This is a genomic window from Arcobacter thermotolerans (genome assembly GCF_983172305.1).
In genome coordinates this window covers 55,592-74,350 of record NZ_CFAFZJ010000009.1, presented here as the reverse complement: position 1 = coordinate 74,350, position 18,759 = coordinate 55,592, and the positions used below count along the sequence as shown (strand labels likewise).

18 protein-coding genes are annotated in these 18,759 nt (G+C 28.0%); 11 read left to right on the top strand and 7 right to left on the bottom strand.

What is annotated here, in order from left to right; translation table 11 throughout:
• Positions 1-35 precede the first annotated feature (35 nt).
• Positions 36-1,037 (bottom strand): DUF438 domain-containing protein, encoded by a 1,002-nt coding sequence (locus tag AC5LG6_RS08115; RefSeq protein WP_498586196.1) that lies wholly within the window; start codon positions 1,035-1,037, stop codon positions 36-38.
• Between the two features lie 247 nt (positions 1,038-1,284).
• Here AC5LG6_RS08115 and AC5LG6_RS08110 point away from each other — a divergent pair, with 247 nt between their 5' ends.
• The 4 genes from AC5LG6_RS08110 (at position 1,285) to AC5LG6_RS08095 (ending at position 7,054) form a co-directional block, all read left to right on the top strand.
• Complete coding sequence (locus tag AC5LG6_RS08110) at positions 1,285-2,520, top strand: methyl-accepting chemotaxis protein (RefSeq protein WP_498586195.1); 1,236 nt, start codon at positions 1,285-1,287, stop codon at positions 2,518-2,520.
• Positions 2,521-2,532: 12 nt separating this feature from the next.
• A complete protein-coding gene (locus tag AC5LG6_RS08105) occupies positions 2,533-2,928 on the top strand; it encodes a PAS domain-containing protein (protein ID WP_148571488.1) in 396 nt (131 codons plus the stop codon).
• Between the two features lie 62 nt (positions 2,929-2,990).
• Positions 2,991-4,040, top strand: coding sequence for an HD domain-containing phosphohydrolase (locus AC5LG6_RS08100; RefSeq protein ID WP_258315864.1), 1,050 nt, complete (start codon positions 2,991-2,993; stop codon positions 4,038-4,040).
• Positions 4,037-7,054 carry an ATP-binding protein gene (locus AC5LG6_RS08095; RefSeq protein ID WP_498586194.1) on the top strand — a complete coding sequence of 1,006 codons (3,018 nt, stop codon included), beginning with the start codon at positions 4,037-4,039 and terminating at the stop codon, positions 7,052-7,054. Before AC5LG6_RS08100 ends, AC5LG6_RS08095 begins: the two co-directional genes overlap by 4 nt.
• Positions 7,055-7,096: 42 nt before the next feature.
• Here AC5LG6_RS08095 and AC5LG6_RS08090 read toward each other — a convergent pair whose 3' ends face one another.
• The 6 genes from AC5LG6_RS08090 to AC5LG6_RS08065 form a co-directional block, all read right to left on the bottom strand.
• Positions 7,097-7,537, bottom strand: a complete 441-nt coding sequence (locus AC5LG6_RS08090; protein WP_498586192.1) for a CoA-binding protein — start codon at positions 7,535-7,537, stop codon at positions 7,097-7,099.
• A 10-nt stretch (positions 7,538-7,547) separates the two neighbouring features.
• Complete coding sequence (locus tag AC5LG6_RS08085) at positions 7,548-8,591, bottom strand: DHH family phosphoesterase (protein WP_498586191.1); 1,044 nt, start codon at positions 8,589-8,591, stop codon at positions 7,548-7,550.
• Entirely contained in the window at positions 8,584-8,988 is a 405-nt protein-coding gene (locus AC5LG6_RS08080) for an RrF2 family transcriptional regulator (RefSeq protein WP_434263338.1), read from the bottom strand. Before AC5LG6_RS08080 ends, AC5LG6_RS08085 begins: the two co-directional genes overlap by 8 nt.
• 120 nt (positions 8,989-9,108) lie before the next feature.
• The gene (gene rpsO / locus AC5LG6_RS08075; RefSeq protein ID WP_066153110.1) at positions 9,109-9,381 is read right to left on the bottom strand and encodes a 30S ribosomal protein S15; all 273 of its coding nucleotides are present in this window, start codon (positions 9,379-9,381) and stop codon (positions 9,109-9,111) included.
• A gap of 99 nt (positions 9,382-9,480) precedes the next feature.
• Positions 9,481-10,452: a GTP 3',8-cyclase MoaA gene (gene moaA / locus AC5LG6_RS08070; protein ID WP_498586190.1), complete on the bottom strand. Its 972-nt coding sequence runs from the start codon at positions 10,450-10,452 to the stop codon at positions 9,481-9,483.
• Between the two features lie 12 nt (positions 10,453-10,464).
• Positions 10,465-11,382 (bottom strand): glycosyl transferase, encoded by a 918-nt coding sequence (locus tag AC5LG6_RS08065; RefSeq protein ID WP_498586189.1) that lies wholly within the window; start codon positions 11,380-11,382, stop codon positions 10,465-10,467.
• Between the two features lie 86 nt (positions 11,383-11,468).
• Between AC5LG6_RS08065 and AC5LG6_RS08060 the strand changes: the two genes are divergently transcribed.
• From AC5LG6_RS08060 to AC5LG6_RS08030, 7 genes are all read left to right on the top strand, one after another.
• Complete coding sequence (locus tag AC5LG6_RS08060) at positions 11,469-12,134, top strand: Crp/Fnr family transcriptional regulator (protein ID WP_498586187.1); 666 nt, start codon at positions 11,469-11,471, stop codon at positions 12,132-12,134.
• The gene (locus tag AC5LG6_RS08055) at positions 12,131-13,126 is read left to right on the top strand and encodes a type IV pili methyl-accepting chemotaxis transducer N-terminal domain-containing protein (protein WP_498586186.1); all 996 of its coding nucleotides are present in this window, start codon (positions 12,131-12,133) and stop codon (positions 13,124-13,126) included. The genes AC5LG6_RS08060 and AC5LG6_RS08055 overlap by 4 nt, the downstream gene beginning before the upstream one ends.
• A 123-nt stretch (positions 13,127-13,249) precedes the next feature.
• Positions 13,250-16,060 (top strand): nitrate reductase catalytic subunit NapA, encoded by a 2,811-nt coding sequence (napA, locus tag AC5LG6_RS08050; RefSeq protein WP_498586185.1) that lies wholly within the window; start codon positions 13,250-13,252, stop codon positions 16,058-16,060.
• Positions 16,061-16,071: 11 nt separating this feature from the next.
• The gene (napG, locus tag AC5LG6_RS08045; RefSeq protein WP_498586184.1) at positions 16,072-16,875 is read left to right on the top strand and encodes a ferredoxin-type protein NapG; all 804 of its coding nucleotides are present in this window, start codon (positions 16,072-16,074) and stop codon (positions 16,873-16,875) included.
• A complete protein-coding gene (napH, locus tag AC5LG6_RS08040) occupies positions 16,872-17,675 on the top strand; it encodes a quinol dehydrogenase ferredoxin subunit NapH (RefSeq protein ID WP_498586183.1) in 804 nt (267 codons plus the stop codon). Before napG ends, napH begins: the two co-directional genes overlap by 4 nt.
• Complete coding sequence (locus AC5LG6_RS08035; RefSeq protein WP_498586181.1) at positions 17,672-18,274, top strand: nitrate reductase cytochrome c-type subunit; 603 nt, start codon at positions 17,672-17,674, stop codon at positions 18,272-18,274. Before napH ends, AC5LG6_RS08035 begins: the two co-directional genes overlap by 4 nt.
• A 2-nt stretch (positions 18,275-18,276) precedes the next feature.
• A complete protein-coding gene (locus tag AC5LG6_RS08030) occupies positions 18,277-18,756 on the top strand; it encodes a ferredoxin-type protein NapF (RefSeq protein ID WP_066358269.1) in 480 nt (159 codons plus the stop codon).
• Positions 18,757-18,759 lie beyond the last annotated feature (3 nt).

Genomic DNA, 18,759 nt, shown 5'->3' with positions numbered 1-18,759 from the left:
TATTACAAATAATAAGTAGCAGATTTTAAAATCTGCTACTCCCAATCTAAAAGTCGTTTCTCTCCTTGTAATGCTCTTATATCTGTAACATCTTGTGACATTTCAATTACACCTTTATAATTTTTTTGTTCATCTCTTACAGCAAAATATCTTATATGTACAAACTTTCCTTTAAAATTAATCCAAAAATCAGCAATATCTTTACGCCCTGCTTTAAACTCTTCAAGAATTTTTAGAACCTGATCAACACTCTTTGGAGGGTGGCAAAATTTAACCTCTCTTCCAATTATTCCAGCACTTCTTGGGAAAACTCTATCATCTCCACGATTATAAAAAATAACTCTATCATTTTCATCTACATAAGTAATATCTACAGGTAAGAACTTAAATATAAAGTTTACTTGTTCAGGGGTTAAATAACCTTCATCATAATGAGTTCGTCCCTCAAGAGAGAATGGTAATTCTCTTCTTTTCTTATCCATACTTGGATGAATATACTCTGGTTCTAAATTTTTATTTTCATTATTTATAATCTCTGGAAATCTAGGGGGAGGAGTTGTAAACATCCAACCAATTTCACTATCACCTTCATAAAACTCTTCCCAATCTTCCTCTTTTAATAGTTGCAAAGCATTTGGAAGAAGTCTATTCTCTTCAACGTTTATTAAATGAATCAAATTATTATATAAATTTGTACATTTTTCTATAATTGAGTCAAAATCTTTTGATTCAATACTTTCTCTTACATCTTTTATTATTGCTCTAATATCATCATGAAATGACCACATTCCCTGAGATGGACCAGTCCAACCATATTTTTCAAGATAAGGAAAAAGTTGATTCTCTTTTCTTGCAAAATGCTTTTCTACTTCACAAATTTGGTTAAAAATATTATAAAATTTTTGATAATCTTTTTTTGGATCTGTATTAAAAAGTTCAGAAAATAGCTCTTTTATTAAGATATTCTCTTCTAAATATACTCTTACTGGATGACCTTTTTTAAATATTTCAATATTATTTGATAAATCACTTAACATCTTAAATTCCTTTTATTAATATAGGATAAAGTTTATCCTATTTAAAACTTTTGGTTAATGATTTTAATCAAGAGTAAATAATATTTATTATAGATTTATATTCATTGAAACCATTTTGTTACTAAACTTTGTTATTCTATATTATTAAATTTATATCTATGAAATAACATTTTTAAACTACAAAAATGTTTTCTTTTAAAATACAATTAGATTATCAATTAAAATATAAATCAAAAAAGGTGTATATATGTTTGGAGCATTATCAAATAAGGATTTAGAGAATATTGATAAATATTTTCAACAGTTAATTGATTTTTTATCATATGAAAAAAACGAATTTGAATATATAGAATCAACAGGAAACAAAAAAGTTGATGATATGTTTAAAAGATGGAATCAACAAATCAGGAGTTTTGATAAAAGAGCCAAAGATGATATGAGAGTTCTTGGAGAGATTGTATTAACTGCTGATAAAGTTAACCAAGGTATTTATAAATGTAGAATTAAAGGTAATAGTGAAAATCCAACAATTGCTACATTAAGAAATACTCTAAATAAAATGCTAAGCAGTATTGATGATGCTACTTCAAGAATTTTAAGAGTAGTAAATAGTTATACAAATGATGATTTTACTGATTATATAAGAGTTGTTGACAATTACAAAGATGATATGAAACTTCTAATGGAAAGTATTAATATACTTGGAAAAGAGCTAGGAAATAGTGCAAAAAATAATTTTCAAAATGGTGAAACTTTAGAAAAAAGCTCTTCAACTATGTCAAATTCTATGAATAATCTTGCAACAAAAGCAAATGAACAAGCAGCATCTCTTGAACAAACAGCTGCTGCACTTGAAGAGATAACTAGTATTACTAGAAATAATACTCAAAATGCGACTAAAATGGGTGAATTAGGACAAATTGTAAAAAAATCTGTTCAAACAGGTGAAGAGTTAGCTTCTAAAACAGCTCTATCTATGGATGAAATAAATGAAAAAGTAAAAGCTATAAATAGTGCAATTACAGTAATTGACCAAATTGCATTCCAAACAAATATTTTAAGTTTAAATGCAGCTGTTGAAGCGGCAACTGCAGGAGAAGCTGGAAAAGGGTTTGCAGTTGTTGCACAAGAGGTAAGAAATCTAGCAAATAGAAGTGCGGAGGCTGCACGTGAGATAAAAAACTTAGTAGAAGAAGCAACAATAAAAGCAAATGATGGAAAATTAATCTCATCTGATATGATAGATGGATATAAAGATCTAAATAAAAATATATCTGAAACTATAAATATAATTGAAGATGTATCAGGAGCATCAAAAGAGCAGATGATTGGAATTGAGCAGATAAACCAAGCTGTAAATATGCTAGATAGAGTTACTCAAGAAAATGCATTTGAATCAAATCAGATAAAAGAGATATCTCAAAGTGTATCAAAATTGGCTTATGAATTATTAACAGATGCAAAAAGTAAAAAGTTTAACTAAGAGGGAAATAAAATGTCAAAAGAAACAGTGCTAGATAAAAATGCATTTTTAGTAAGTGAAACAGACTCTAAAGGAGTAATAAGATTTGCAAATGAAGATTTTTGTAATATTGCAGGGTACTCTTTGGAAGAGATGCTTGGAAAACCACATAATATGGTTCGACATAAAGATATGCCAAAAGCTGCATTCAAATCTTTATGGGATACTGTTCAAAAAGGTGAAGTTTGGACTGGATATGTAAAAAATGCAACAAAAGATGGAGGATATTATTGGGTTTTTGCAACTGTTTATCCATTTGAAAGTTGTGATGGTTCAAAAGGGTATCTATCTTGTAGAAGAAAACCTTCTAAAATAGAGATAGAAAAAGCTGAAAAATTATATGAACAGATGAGAAGGGATGAAAGATAGTAAATTAAATTATTATATATGATAATTTAGTTATAATATTTAAATCATATAAAGGCGGATGCATGAATATAGAGAATATGAAAATCATTTCTATTGATGATAATAAAACAAACCTACTAATTATTGAAAGCTATGCAAAAATTCTTAAGCTTAATATATCTAGTTTTTTAAATCCTTTAGATGCCGTTGATGAGCTAGAAAAAAATGATTATGATTTGATTATTGTTGATTATATGATGCCTGAAATGAATGGAATTGAAGTTATACAAAAGGTTAGAGAAAAAAATGAAACAATTCCAATTATTATGCTAACTGCAGTTGGTGATGATATGGAACTTCAAATAAAAGCTTTGGAAGTTGGAGCAAATGATTTTTTAAATAAACCAATAAATGCTCCTGCTTTTAAAGCAAGAATTATAAATATGTTAAAGCTTAGAAAAGCTCAACTTCTTATTGAAAATAAAGCACTATTACTTGAAGAAGAGGTAAAAAAAGCTACATTAAGACTTAAAGAATCAGAACATGAAGCTTTACAAATGCTAGGAAAAGCATCTGAATATAAAGATCCTGAAACAAATGCTCACACAAAAAGAGTATCTCATTATTGTAAGCTTTTGGCAAGTGCTTATGGTTTAAATGAAGAGCTTCAAGACATAATTTTTTATGCATCAGCTTTTCATGATATTGGGAAAATTGGTATTCCTGATTCTATTTTACTTAAGCCTGGAAAATTAACTGATGATGAATTTGCTATTATGAAACAACACGCTTCCATAGGTTATGAAATTTTAAAAGGCTCAAAAAGTAAATATTTAAAAGCTGGTGGAGTTATTGCATATAATCATCATGAAAAATATGATGGAACAGGCTATCCAAATAGACTTCAAGGTGAAAACATTCCTATTTTTGGGCGTATAACAGCTATTGTAGATGTATTTGATGCCCTAACATCAACAAGACCTTATAAAAATGCTTGGGAAATTGATGATGCATTTAAACTACTTATAGATGAAAAAGGTAAACATTTTGATCCTATTTTAGTTGATATGTTTATTAAAAATAAAGAAGAGGTAATAACTATTTTTAATAAGTTTAAAGAAGAAGATTTATGAAATTTTTAAGATTTATTTATAAAGTTATTATAAATCCGATTATTGGACCTATTGTTGTTGCTTCTACTGCTTTAATACTATTAGCTATCTTTTATCTTCCATCTTTATCTTTAAATAACCAAAAAGAAAAAATAACTAGAGAATCTAAAGAGATAGTTCATCACTTAAAAACATTTAGAAGCTATTATAATGAATTTGTAGTATCCAAAGTAAAAAACTTACCAGATATAAAAGTTGATTATAATCATGAATATAGTTCAAATACTATACCTCTTCCAGCAACAACTATTCATAATATTAGTGAAAAATTATCACAAAAAGAGAATGTCAAAGTTAATTTTTTTAGTGATTATCCATTTCCAAATAGAGCAAATAGAGTTTTAGATGAATTTCAAAAAAATTCAATTAAATTTTTGAGAGAAAACCCAAATGAAATTTTTGTAAAACAAGATATAGTTGATAATAAAGAGGTTATTCGTGTTGCCTTTCCTGATACTATGAATTCAAATAGTTGTTTGGCTTGTCATAATGGAAGAGATGATAGTCCAAAAAAAGATTGGAAAATTGGTGATGTAAGAGGTATTTTAGAAGTTGTTATGCCAATTCATGAAGAGTTTGTTTTAAGCTCAATTCACACGAGAAATATATTAATTTTCATGCTTTTAGTGATTTTATCTTTTATAATTCACTATACTATTTTGTATCTACTTAAACAAAAAGAGACAAAAGAACAAACAAAAAAACTTCAAGATGAAGTAGAAAAACAGACAAAAGATTTAAAAGATAGTAATAGGCTACTTTTGGAACATAAAAAAGCTGTTGATGCAAGTGCTATTGTCTCAAAAGCTGATTTAAATGGGAATATAACTTATGTAAATAGTACTTTTTGTGAAATATCAGGTTATAGTAAAGAGGAATTAATTGGAAAACCTCATAATATAGTTAGACATCCTGATAGTCCAAAAGAGCTATTTAAAGAACTTTGGAGCACTATTAAAAATAAACAGATATTTAAAGCAAATATAAAAAATAGAAAAAAAGATGGTTCAGATTATTTTGTATCAAGTACAATTGTTCCAATTTTAAATAGCAATGGCGATATTATTGAGTATCTATCTTTAAGGTATGATATTTCAGAACTTGTAAAAGCAAAAGATAAAGCACAGTTTGCAGAACAAATAAAATCAACATTTTTAGCAAATATGAGTCATGAAATAAGGACACCTCTAAATGCAATTATTGGTTTTTCAGATATTTTATGTGAATCAGATTTAGATATAAAAGATAAAGAGAGTGCAAAAATAATTTCAAAAAGTGCTAAATCTCTTTTAAATATTATTAATGATGTTCTTGATATATCAAAAATAGAAAATGGAAAACTAGAATTAGAAAAACACACTTTTTCTTTGTTTGATTTAACAGAAAATATTGTTGAGCTTTTTTCTATTAGTGCAAAAGATAAAAATATTCAATTTATATATGAAGTTGACCCAAATCTACCAGATTTAATAATAGGTGACTCTACAAGAATACAGCAGGTTATCTCAAATTTATTAAGCAATGCTATAAAATTTACACCTAACTTTGGAAAAGTAAATTTTGATATTAAAGTTCTTTCAAATGATTTAGAAAATAAAAAATCTATTATCAGTTTCAAAATAAAAGATAGTGGTATTGGAATGACACCTGAACAATTAAAACTAATTTTTAAACCATTTGCTCAAGCTGATAGTGGAATTAGTAGAAAATTTGGTGGAACTGGCTTAGGACTTGCTATTTGTTCAGATATTATAAAACAAATGGATTCTAAAATTGAGGTAAAAAGTATTTATGAAAAAGGTAGTGAATTCTCTTTTGAATTAGAGTTTGAAACTTTAAAAAAAGATAATGCACTTAATTTAAAAAGTAATATAAATTTTGCTATTTATAGTGCAAATCCAAATATTAGCAAAATAAAAAATATTACAAAAAACTATCTAGAAAAGATAGGTAATGTTTTTGATTTTAGTAAAGATATTGATAAAAAAGCATCTTTATTGTTTTGTTTTGGAGGAGATGAATTAGCATCATTTTTACCAATATTTACAACAAAAAATCCTAATGGAAAAATTGTTTATGTTGGTGATAAAAGTAGATTAAGTCCTTTTACTTTACTTATGATTGATTATATAATTGAACTACCAATTTATGGTTCAAAAATATATAATATTTTAGCTCAAAATTCTAATTTACATTGTAATGTAGTAAATGCTTCAAAAAATGAAAAAGAGTTTACAGCAAATGTTTTAGTTGCTGAAGATAACCCAAACAATCAAAAATTAATAGATATATTACTTAACAAAATTGGAATAACTCCTATAATTGTATCAAATGGAAAAGATGCTGTGGAAGAGTATAAAAAACAAGATTTTGATCTAATTTTAATGGATGTAAATATGCCAATTTTAGATGGTATTTCAGCAATGAAACAGATAAAAATTTTAGAAAAAAATGAAAACTCTAGAAAAACTCCGATTATTGCATTAACAGCAAACTCAATTGCTGGAGATAAAGAGAGATATTTACAAGAAGGTATGGATGGTTATTTATCAAAACCTATTGAGTTTGATAAACTTGTATCTATTTTAAGAGATTTTCTTCAAAAGCAACCTTTAGAAGATAAACAGATTAAAAATAATTTAGATATTTTAGAGACTAAGAAAATATCAAAATTTAATAAACAAGATGCTATGAAACAACTCTCTTTAGATGAAAGTACTGTTGATATGCTATTAGACAATCTCTTTTTAACACTTGATAGTGATATAGAAAATTTACAAAAAGCGATTGATGATAAAAATAGTGAACAAATTGTAAAATTTTCTCACTATATAAAAGGGGCTTGTTCATCTTTAGCAATGAATGAAGCTTCTTTAATTTTGGAAGATATTGAGAAAAAAGCTCTAAAAGGAGAAGTTGATTTTAATTTAGATGAATTAAAATCAATACTTAAAGATATTCAAGACTCTTTATGAGACAAAAAAATTAATTAGAAGTTTTAAAAACTTCTAATTATTCTACTCGTAAATCGCCTTATGCTCTATTTTAGTACACTTATTTTGTACAACTTTTAATCCATTATCAAGAGCTTTTTTGGCAGCATCATTGTTTGAAAGTCCTAGCTGAAACCAGACAGTTTTTATATTTTTATCATTTTTTAAAACTAAAACTTCATCTACAACTTTTGCTATAGCATCAGGTTTTCTAAAAATATCAACAATATCAATATCAAAAGGTATTTCAGACAAACTTCTATAAACTTTTTCACCCAAAATCTCATCCTCTTTTGGATAAATTGGAACTATTTTAAAACCAGCATTTTGCAAATACTGCGCAACTCTATAAGAAGCTTTTTCTTTGTCAGGAGAGAGTCCAACTATTGCAATAGTTTTTGTCTCTTCAAAAATTGCTTTTATTTCATCTTTATTTGAATTTACTGTTGGAAATTCACACTCCATTTTATTCTCCTTATTTTAGATTGTTTAACTTATTTTGAATATATGCTCTAACTTCTTGCAAGTTTATTGTATCTATAAAATCATCAAATTTGCAACCACTTGCATTTACATGTCCACCACCATTTGCTAATTTTGAAGCTAATTGCGAAACATCAAGTTTACCATCTGCTCTAAAAGAGGCATTTCCTTTTCTACTTATATCTATAAAAAAGTCATAATCACTATTTGCTCTTAAAAAGCTATTTGCAGGAATTGAAATAGCTCCAAGACAATATGTCATAAGACCTTTTTGACCATTATAATATATTGTTAAATCATCTTTTATCTTATCAAGTGATTTAACTAAATATGAAGCACTTAAATTATCTAAAGTATCATCAAATCCATCTTTTAGAAACTCTTTTTTCAAAAAGTGTACGCTATTATCCAAAACAATAGGAGCATCTTTAAGAGATAAAAATCCTATAGAATTTTTTAGTAAATAAAATTTAAAATCTCTATCAAGAGAGTTAAAAAGTATAGAGTTTATCTCTCTTGCTTTTGTAATCATCGACATTAAAACTTTTCCAAATTCAAAATTCTTTTTCTCATTTTCAAGCCAAATATCTACAGCATTTACAGTATCAACCCACTCTTTATAATCATTCAAAGGTGCTTTAAACTCTTTTAAAAGATAATCAAAAACAATTTTTGTAGCACATCTTTTATCATCTAAAAAGTACCAATCATATTTTGCCGCACTTGATTTTCCAGTTATATGATGATCTAAAAGTTGTAAAGTTATATCAAAACCATCATCTTTTAAAGATTTTATATCTTTATCAAGCTCATCGCTTTCTTGTTGGTTTAAATTTAAATCACTTATTAGAAGTAGTAATTTTTCATCTTGATAATTTTTAATTTCTGTTATAACTTGTTTTATCGCTTGTTTTACTTCTAAACCATAGTTTGCATTATAAAAATGTTTTTTAGAAAATAGCTCATTTGTCAAAAATTGACAAGCGTAACCATCTAAATCTGTGTGGGAAATATGAAAAAGTCTTATATTATTCATGTTCTATATCTTTCAATGTTAATTTTGCTAAAAGGTCATTTACTTTGAATTGTAGATTATTTAAAAGTGGCCAAATAGTACAAATTTTCGCTTTATTATTTGGACAAGAACTTATTGCATCTGAACATTCAAAAACCATAGGATTTTTCTCTTCAGCAGCAACAACAATTTCTAAAATTGTTAGCTCTTCTATTGGTTTATTTAAAACAAAACCACCATTTACACCTCTGTGTGATATTACTAAATTTGATTTTGCTAGATTTTGCATAATTTTTGCTAAAAATGATTTTGAAATTTGTAACTCTTTTGATAGAATATCGACATTTATAGGCTCTTTATGCTTTGATATAGATAGCAAAGATAACAATGCGTATTCACTCTTTTTTGTTAATAACATTTTTTATCCAATATAAAATTTTATTTATATTGTACAAAAGTTCTTATTAATTTTAAGTTTCCATAAAAAAAGGGATTATGGAAAAACCATAATCCCTTTTTCAAAGTTTAAAGTCTAAATTTATTTAGCTCTAATTCCTAAGCTCTCAACTACAGATGTAAATCTTGCATAGTCTGATTTTTTTAAGTATGATAAAAGTTTTTTTCTTTTTCCTACCATTTTAAGTAGTCCAAGTCTTGAAGAGTGATCTTTCTTAAATACTTTTAAGTGTTCTGTTAAAGTTTTAATTTGCTCACTTAATAATGCAATTTGAACCTCAGCTGAACCTGTATCTCCATCTTTTCTTCCATATTTTGCGATAATACTTGCTTTTACTTCCTGATCTAAAGCCATTTTGACCTCCTAATAGGTATATTTATTTTTGTTCTATTTAAAATAGGCGCGAATTTTATATAAAGTTTGCTTTATATTTACTTTAAAATTATATTTTTATTATCCACCAGTTTCATAAAAAGCTCTACTTGATACTTTATTATCATCTTTATTTGACCATTTATTCTTTTCTGGTTTATTTTGAAGAACTTCTTTAAGAATCAAAGTTGCTTCATCAATTTGATTATTTTTTATTGCATCTTTTATACTAAGAGCATCTTCAAAATATAAACAAGGGATTAAAAAGCCTTCAGCTGTTAATCTTATACGATTACAAGAAGCACAAAAATCATCTTTATGTGGTTCAATAATTCCAAACTCATATCCATCTTCTAATCTATAATATTGAGCTGGTGAGCTATTATCCCTTGGAACTTTTATTATATTTTTATATTTTTTTGAAATAATCTCTAAAATCTCATCAGAGTTTAATCCTTTTGCACCATTTTTTGCAAAGCTATTCTCCATAAATTCAATATATCTTACAGAAAAATTCTCTTTTTTGCAAAATTCTAAAACATCTAAAATATCAATATCATTTATATTTTTTAAAGGAACACAATTAATTTTTATTTTAAGCCCAGCATCTTTTGCTTTATAAATTCCTTCCAAAACTGTAGGTAAAACATCTTTTTGAGCTATTTTCATAGCTCTTTCTTGATTTAATGTATCAAGAGAGATATTTATTCTTTTAAGTCCAGCATCTTTTAATTTTTGTGCCATTTGAGGAAGTAAAAAACCATTTGTTGTAAGAGCCAAATCTATATCATTTTTATAATCACTTATTAACTTTATAAAATAATCAAGATTATCTCTTAAAAGTGGCTCTCCACCAGTAATTCTAACTTTTTTTATACCTTCATCAATACCTATTTTTATAAATTTAAATAGATCTTCATAAGATAATAAATTCTCTTTAGGAACCCAAGAAAAAGGTTTTTCAGGCATACAATAGTGACATCTAAAGTTACATCTTTCAGTTACTGAAACTCTTAGATAATCATGTTTTCTTCCAAATCCATCAATTAACATCTTATTCCTTTTTTAATTTAACCTTTGCCAAGCTTCATCCAAAGAGTCAACTCTTGAAGCAAAAAGAAGATATAAAGCCACGTTAAATTTAGCCAAGTTTAATATCTCATCATCATAATTTCTTAAAATATTTAGGTTCTCTTCCAAAGTTATATTTTCAAAAACTTTTGAATAACTAACTCCATAATCTTTTAGACAAAAATCATACTCTTTTATCTCACCATCTTTTTTTTGCCAAAATTTTGAATCTTTAAATACTTCAATATCACCCTCATTTCCTCTAACCACAGTAATACTTTTAAAATCATCTTTAAACATCTCTAAATATTTTGAAACATATGGTTTATGAAAAGCTCCACAAACTCCATATTCACTTAAAGATGGATTTAAAAGTTTTTCAACTGTATTAAAAGCTGTTCTTAATCCAAACTCATTTCGTAGAGTTGTAAGATTACTCAACTCTTGCAGATATTCTACTCTATCAAAATAGTGCAAATATTGACCCTTGTCAAATTTTGTAAATATATCTTTTGTTGAAATTCCATTTTTTGTAGGCTGTACAAAATCTCCACTAATTACAAGATTTAATCTTCTAATATCACTATTTTTTTTGAAAAAATTATCTAAAATATCCTCATATAAAGGAAATAAATATGGATTTGTATCTCTTCCATCAAAATTATATCCAAGCTTTAAAGAGTCTGGAACTTCTTTATATTTTATAAAACTATTTAGAGCTTTTATTGCTCCTTTAAACTCTTCATTTGTCTCAAGTTTTACTCTCCAAGCTATCAAAAAAGCACCTATTTGTGCTTGAGTTGGTTCTTGTTTTAAAATTTGTGAAACAGCTTCAAAACTCTCTTCAAAGCTTAAATCCCTATTTCCTTTTGGTCCAGTTCCAACTGCTTTTATAAATGTTTTAAAATTCATTATATATCCTATTTTACAACGTTTTTAACTCTTTTTTTACAAGCTTAATATATACTTGCTTAAATAAAACATTTGTAGGATATTTTATGACACTAAGCCAAAGTATTAGAAGTTTGGATTTTTTTGAAAATTTAAATGATGAACAAATTGATGTTTTAAGCAACTTCTCTTTTATCTCAAAATATGAAAAAGATTCTATTTTATTTTATGAAACTGATTTAAAAACAAATCTTCTTTTTTTAGTGAGTGGTTTAATAAAAATTTATAAATATGATAAATTTGATAATGAGATATTTTTATATCACATATATTCAAACTCTTTAATAAGTGAATTAAGTAATCTAAATACAAATGAAATATTCTGTTTTTCAAATGCATCTTTTATAGAAGATTCTGTTGTTTTATCAATAGATTTTTTAAAACTTCAAGAGCATTTTTTAAACAACAATCTTCTAGTAAAAGAGCTTATGAACTCTTTATTAAAAAAAACTCATCAACTTCAATCTTTAGTAAATAGAGAGTTGGTTTTTGATGCAACTGCAAAAGTTGCTTATATGCTAGTTAGTGATTTAAATATGTTTAATAAATTAAAAAGACAAGATGTTAGTTTTATGCTGCATATTCAACCTGAAACATTATCAAGAGTTTTAAAAAAATTATCAAGGGATAATATCATTGAAATTGAAAATCAACAAGTTATAATAAAAGATGAGATTGCATTAAATTCTATTTTTAAAGGGGTAGCAATATGAAAAAAGGTAATATTAGTACAAAAATCAAAATCATTGGAATACTTTTTGCTCTTCTAATGACAAGTATTATTGCAACCACTATTTATTTAAATAATAAAAATGAAAAAGATGCGATGATTGTAAATATTGCAGGTAAGCAAAGGATGCTTACACAAAATATCTCTAAAAATATTTTCTACTTATATTTAAATCCAAAATCTTCACAAAATGAGCTAGACTCTAGTATTGAAGAGTTTATATATAATCTTGAAAGTTTAAAAGGTGGAAATAATTTAGGAAAATTAAAAGAAGCTCCAAATATTCAAATAGATAGACAAATGCTACAAATAGAATATTTATGGTCAATTTTCTATCAAAATATAGTTAAATTCAAAGAGTTAATCCAAAATAATAGCAACCAACAAGAGTTAAAAAATATTGTAAATAAAATATATGAAACAAATCCAGAACTTCTTTATGAAGTAGATGCACTAGTTAGTCTTCACACGATAAACAGTGAACAAAAAATAAGATTTCTGAAAAATAGCCAATACTTTTTTGCAATTTTAATTCTATTTTTAATTATTTATAGTTTTATTGAATTAAAAACTATGGAAAAAAATGCTCTAAAATTTATAGAAGAGTCAAAAAAAGTTATGGAACAAAATTTAGAAGAGCCTTTAAAACCTATAAAAATTGAAGCTGAGGGTGAACTAATAGAGGCTTCAAATATATTCAATAGATTTTTAAATAAAATAAATAGTGCAATAATTGACTCAAATAGTGCTTTAGAACAATCAAAAAATGCCTCTTATAAACTAGAAGAGATCTCAAATGAGTTTGATGAAATTATTAATGAACTTCAAAATAAAAGTGAAATATCAAAGCAGCTAAATAAAAGTGAAGATATTGCAATACAAACTCAAGAACAACTTCTTCACTCAAGTAAAAGATTAAATGAACTTAAAAATGAACTTGAAAAAATTATACTTTTTGCAGAAAAAAAGAGCTAAAACTTAATTAAAAAATTTTAATCTTTACTTAAATACTCAAAAAGTTTGACATCGGTCAAACTTTTTATATCTACTTCATAGTAATATCTTATCGTTTATAAATTTATTTCAAAAGGAGTAGAAATGTCACTTTCACGAAGAGATTTTCTAAAAAGTTCAGCGGCGGCAAGTGCAGCAGCAGCTATTGGTATGAGTGTACCAACAGACTTAAAAGCACAAGCAAATACTGCTGAGAGTGGTTGGCGTTGGGATAAAGCAGCCTGTAGATTTTGTGGAACAGGTTGTGGAATTATGCTTGCAACAAAAGAGGGGAAAATTGTTGCCGTTAAAGGAGATCCAGCAGCTCCAGTTAACAGAGGTCTTAACTGTATAAAAGGTTACTTTAATGCAAAAATTATGTATGGAGCTGATAGACTTAAAACTCCACTTTTAAGAGTAAATAAAAAAGGTGAATTTGATAAAAAAGGTGATTTCGCTCCTGTTTCTTGGAAAAGAGCATTTGATGAGATGGAAAAACATATCAAAATTGCACTAAAAGAGAAAGGTCCTGAAGGAGTTGCTGTATTTGCAAGTGGACAACACACAATTATGGAAGGTTATGCAGCTTTAAAAATGATGAAAGCTGGATTTAGATCAAATGCTATTGATCCAAATGCAAGACACTGTATGGCAAGTGCGGTTGTTGGTTTTTATCAAACATTTGGAATAGATGAACCAAGTGGTTGCTATGATGATATTGAACTAACAGACACAGTTGTTTGTTGGGGTTCAAATATGGCAGAAATGCACCCTATTTTATGGTCAAGAGTTACAGATAGAAAACTTAGTAATCCAGATAGAGTTAAAGTAATAAATATTTCAACTTACAGACACAGAACTTCAGATATTGCTGATTTAGAGATTATCTTTACTCCAAATACAGATTTAGCTTTATGGAACTATATAGCAAGAGAGATTGTTTACAATAAACCAGAAGCTATTGATTGGGATTTCGTTAAAGAGCACATAGTATTTGCAGCAAGCCCTGTTAATATTGGGTATGGAATGAGAAAATCTGATGAAAAATCAATAAAAGATGGGAAATACTCTAAAGCTGAAATGGAAATAATCTCTAAAGAGATGGAGAAAGTTGTTTCTGAAACTGAGGCTCCTGCTCTTGCTCCTTATGGATATAAAGCTGGTGATAAAATGGTAAATAAAAATGCTGGTCTTGCTCACTGGGAGATTAGTTTTGAAGAGTATAAAAAATCTCTAGAACCTTATACTTTAGATTATGTTGCAAAAATCTCAAAAGGAAATCCTGATGAAGATATTGAAGAATTTAAGAAAAAACTTCAACAATTAGCAGATTGGTATATTGAAAAAGATAGAAAAGTTGTAAGTTTCTGGACTATGGGAATGAATCAACATACAAGGGGAACTTGGGTAAATACACTTTCATACAACGTTCACTTCTTACTAAATAAACAAGCAAAACCAGGAAGTGGAGCATTTTCACTTACAGGACAACCAAGTGCTTGTGGAACTGCAAGAGAAGTTGGAACATTTACACACAGACTTCCAGCTGATATGATGAATGAAAATCCAAAACATAGAGAAATTACTGAAAAAGCATGGAATGTACCACTTGGAACAATTAATCCAAAGGGTCATCAACATATTATGAAAATCCATAGAGATATTGAAGATGGAAATATAAAATTTGCTTGGGTAAATGTTTGTAATCCATACCAAGATACAGCAAGTGCTACTCACTGGATAAAAGCAGCAAGAGAGATGGATAACTTTATTGTTACAAGTGATGGATATCCTGGAATTAGTGCAAAAGTATCAGATTTAATTCTACCATCTGCCATGATTTATGAAAAATGGGGTGGATATGGAAATGCTGAAAGAAGAACACAACTTTGGAGACAACAAGTAGTTCCAGTTGGAGATGCTATGAGTGATACATGGCAATGGGTTGAACTTTCAAAAAGATTTACAGTAAAAGATGTTTGGGGAGAACAAGCTCTTTTAAGTACAAACAATGAAATTAAACTTCCTAGCCTTATAGAAGCAGCAAAAGCTATGGGATACAATGAAAATACAACTATGTATGAAATTTTATTTGCAAATGATAGAGCAAAATCATATAAAGCAGACCAAAAAGATGAAATTCAAGCTGGATATGATAATACTGAAGCATTTGGTGATAGTAGAAATGTTTTAGGAAGTGATGGAAAACCATGGAAAGGTTATGGATTCTTTATACAAAAATATCTATTTGAAGAGTATGCAGATTTTGGAAGAGGACATGCTCACGATTTAGCAGATTTTGACACTTATCATAGAGTTAGAGGTCTTAAATGGCCAGTTGTAGATGGAAAAGAGACATCTTGGAGATTTAATACAAAATATGATCCATATGCAAAAATGGCAAATCCAAATAGTGATTTTGCTTTCTATGGAACATTAGCAAAAGAGTTAGCTCAAGGTGATTTACTTGGAGTTAAAGATCAAACTAAAAAATCTCTAAAAAATAAAGCTAAAATTTTCGCACGACCTTATATGGATCCACCTGAAATGCCAGATGAGCAATATCCTGTTTGGTTAAGTACTGGAAGAGTACTAGAGCACTGGCATAGTGGAACTATGACTATGAGAGTTCCTGAACTTTATAGGGCAGTTCCAGAAGCACTTTGTTATATGCACCCTGAAGATGCTATAAAATACGGAGTAAAACAAGGTGAGTTAGCTTGGGTTGAATCAAGAAGAGGAAAAGTAAAAGCAAGAGTTGAAACAAGAGGAAGAAATAGACCTTCAAGAGGATTAGTATATGTTCCTTGGTTTGATGAAAAAGTATTTATAAACAAAGTTTGTTTAGATGCAACTTGTCCACAATCAGGACAAACAGACTTCAAAAAATGTGCTGTAAAAGTTTATAAAGCATAAGGTAAAAATAGATGAATATAGTAGAAAACTATCAAGAAAATAGAAGAAAATTTCTTCTAAAAAGTGCTAGAACTATCGGTTTAGTAGTGCTTGGTAGTTTAACATGGAGTGCATATTTAAGTGAAGTAAAAGCTACTAGCTTGATACTTCGACCACCAGCAGCCCTAAAAGAAGATGACTTTTTAGCTACTTGTATAAAATGTGGACTTTGTGTAGAGGCATGCCCTTTTGATACACTAAAATTGGCAAAACCAGGGGATAATTTACCTTTGGGAACTCCATATTTTGTCCCAAGAGAAATTCCTTGTTATATGTGCGTTGATATTCCTTGTGTTCCTATTTGTCCTACAAAAGCATTAGATGAAAAAAAGGTCAAAAATAGTGAAAATGCTTTTGAGATAAGACAAATGGAAATGGGAGTTGCAGTTGTAGATGTAAAATCTTGTGTAGCTTTTTGGGGAATTCAATGTGATGCTTGTTATAGAGCTTGTCCACTTTTAGGAGAAGCTATAAATATAGTGTATGAAAAAAATGAAAGAACAGGTAAACATGCATTTCTAAAACCTGTTGTAGATAGTGATATTTGTACAGGTTGTGGACTTTGTGAAAAAGCTTGTATTACTGAAAAACCAGCTGTTTTTGTGCTTCCAAGAGAAATTGCACTTGGAAAAGTTGGTGATCACTATATAAAAGGTTGGGATGAAGCAGATGATAAAAGAGTTAAAGATTCAAATATTGAATTAGGTAAAACTAAAATAAATAAAAAAGGTGCAGTAGAGTCACTAAATAGCGATATGAAGGATTTATTAGAATGAAAAAATATAGATTTTTAATTGCTAGAAGATTTACACAACTCTCTATTTTAGCTTTATATATTTTGGCAAATGTTTATGGAATAAATATATTAATGGGAAATTTAAGTAGCTCTTTGGTTTTACAAACTGTTACATTAAGCGACCCTTTTGCGGTTTTACAAATGATTTTTGCAGGAGCTATAATCTCTTTTGATATAGCTTTAGGTGCTTTAATTATTTCAATTTTCTACTTTATTCTTGGAGGAAGAGCTTTTTGCTCTTGGGTTTGTCCTGTAAATATAATTACAGATAGTGCAAACTACTTAAGAAGAGTTTTGAAATTTGATGAAGTACAAAAAAAGCAACCAGCAACTAGAAATTTAAGATATTGGCTAATTTTAATTAGCTTTATCATCTCATATTTTATGGGTGTTGCAGCTTTTGAATTAATATCTCCTGTATCAATGGTTCACAGAGGTTTAATCTTTGGACTTGGATTTGGACTTGCAACAATGATTGTAATATTTTTGTTTGATCTGTTTGTTTTAAAAAATGGTTGGTGTGGACATATCTGTCCTCTTGGTGGATTTTATTCACTAATTGGAAGATTTAGTCTATTAAGAGTTCATCATAATAGTGAAAAATGTACTGCTTGTATGAAATGCAAAGTTGTTTGCCCTGAAATTCAAATTTTACATATGATAGATAAAAGTAGCGAACCTGTTTTACAAGAGTGTACTTTATGTGCTAGATGTATTGAAGTTTGTGAAGATGATGCACTAAATTTCGAATTAAGAAATTATATGAAGGAGAAAAAATGAAATTAAAAAAATTAGCTTTAAGTCTAGTTGCCATTGCAACACTTTTTACTTTTGCTTATGCTGCAAATAAAAGTATCAAAGATGAATCTCTTGGAATTAGACAAGATAATCTATTTTCAGAAGATAAAGTTGTAAGTGATGAGACAAAATATGCTACAGAACCTGCAGGAACTAGTACAAAAATAAAAAGAGCATTTGAAAATGCTCCACCTATGATTCCACATGATACAGAAGGTATGTTACCTATTACAATAGATAATAACCAATGTGCTTCATGTCATGATCCAATGGTAGCAGAGTCTATGGGCGCAACTCCTATTCCAAAATCACACTTTACAAGTTTTAGAGAAAATGTAAACATAGATAAAAAAGGTGAACTTCAAAGAGATGGAAAAGTTGTAGCAAATAGTAGTGATTTAAAAACTATTATAAAACCTCTTGATCACTTATCAAATGCTAGATTTAACTGTTCTGCTTGCCATGCACCACAATCAGATAGTAAAATTGTTCCAAAAAATAACTTCCAAACAGAGTTTAGAAGTAGTGATTTAAATGACAAATCAAATCTTATAGATACTATAAATGAGGGTGTAAAATAAGTATGCAAAGAAGAGAGCTTTTTAGCTCTCTTGCAAAACCTTTTAAAAATAGAAGTTTGCAAGAAAAAGCTATAAGACCACCCTACTTTAAAGATATAAATCTTTTTTTTACAAAATGTTTGGAATGTATAGAAAAACCTTGTTCAACTGCTTGTGAAGAAAATATTATAGAGATTTTAGAAGATGGTACTCCAAAAATAAACTTTTCAAATTCTGGTTGTACTTATTGTGACTTATGTGCAATTTCTTGTCAAAATGGTGTTTTAAATATTGAAGATAAAAAGCAAATAGAAGCTAAAATAGAGATTGATGTTCTAACATGTCTATCTTGGCAGAATACTATGTGTTTTTCATGTAAAGATCCTTGTTTGGAAAATGCAATAGATTTTTTAGGAATGTTTAGACCAACTATAAATCAAAATTGCAGTTCTTGTGGCTTTTGTATAAAAGTATGCCCAACAAATGCAATCAAAATAGAATAGGAT

Excerpts from the sequence above, each read along its gene's own strand:
- napH (WP_498586183.1), top strand. The coding sequence starts at position 16,872 with ATGAAAAAATATAGATTTTTAATTGCTAGAAGATTTACACAACTCTCT.
- AC5LG6_RS08080 (WP_434263338.1), bottom strand. The coding sequence starts at position 8,988 with ATGTTATTAACAAAAAAGAGTGAATACGCATTGTTATCTTTGCTATCT.
- AC5LG6_RS08085 (WP_498586191.1), bottom strand. The coding sequence starts at position 8,591 with ATGAATAATATAAGACTTTTTCATATTTCCCACACAGATTTAGATGGT.
- AC5LG6_RS08095 (WP_498586194.1), top strand. The coding sequence starts at position 4,037 with ATGAAATTTTTAAGATTTATTTATAAAGTTATTATAAATCCGATTATT.
- AC5LG6_RS08100 (WP_258315864.1), top strand. The coding sequence starts at position 2,991 with ATGAATATAGAGAATATGAAAATCATTTCTATTGATGATAATAAAACA.
- napG (WP_498586184.1), top strand. The coding sequence starts at position 16,072 with ATGAATATAGTAGAAAACTATCAAGAAAATAGAAGAAAATTTCTTCTA.
- AC5LG6_RS08105 (WP_148571488.1), top strand. The coding sequence starts at position 2,533 with ATGTCAAAAGAAACAGTGCTAGATAAAAATGCATTTTTAGTAAGTGAA.
- napA (WP_498586185.1), top strand. The coding sequence starts at position 13,250 with ATGTCACTTTCACGAAGAGATTTTCTAAAAAGTTCAGCGGCGGCAAGT.
- AC5LG6_RS08030 (WP_066358269.1), top strand. The coding sequence starts at position 18,277 with ATGCAAAGAAGAGAGCTTTTTAGCTCTCTTGCAAAACCTTTTAAAAAT.
- AC5LG6_RS08090 (WP_498586192.1), bottom strand. The coding sequence starts at position 7,537 with ATGGAGTGTGAATTTCCAACAGTAAATTCAAATAAAGATGAAATAAAA.
- moaA (WP_498586190.1), bottom strand. The coding sequence starts at position 10,452 with ATGTTAATTGATGGATTTGGAAGAAAACATGATTATCTAAGAGTTTCA.
- AC5LG6_RS08115 (WP_498586196.1), bottom strand. The coding sequence starts at position 1,037 with ATGTTAAGTGATTTATCAAATAATATTGAAATATTTAAAAAAGGTCAT.
- rpsO (WP_066153110.1), bottom strand. The coding sequence starts at position 9,381 with ATGGCTTTAGATCAGGAAGTAAAAGCAAGTATTATCGCAAAATATGGA.
- AC5LG6_RS08065 (WP_498586189.1), bottom strand. The coding sequence starts at position 11,382 with ATGAATTTTAAAACATTTATAAAAGCAGTTGGAACTGGACCAAAAGGA.
- AC5LG6_RS08110 (WP_498586195.1), top strand. The coding sequence starts at position 1,285 with ATGTTTGGAGCATTATCAAATAAGGATTTAGAGAATATTGATAAATAT.
- AC5LG6_RS08035 (WP_498586181.1), top strand. The coding sequence starts at position 17,672 with ATGAAATTAAAAAAATTAGCTTTAAGTCTAGTTGCCATTGCAACACTT.
- AC5LG6_RS08060 (WP_498586187.1), top strand. The coding sequence starts at position 11,469 with ATGACACTAAGCCAAAGTATTAGAAGTTTGGATTTTTTTGAAAATTTA.
- AC5LG6_RS08055 (WP_498586186.1), top strand. The coding sequence starts at position 12,131 with ATGAAAAAAGGTAATATTAGTACAAAAATCAAAATCATTGGAATACTT.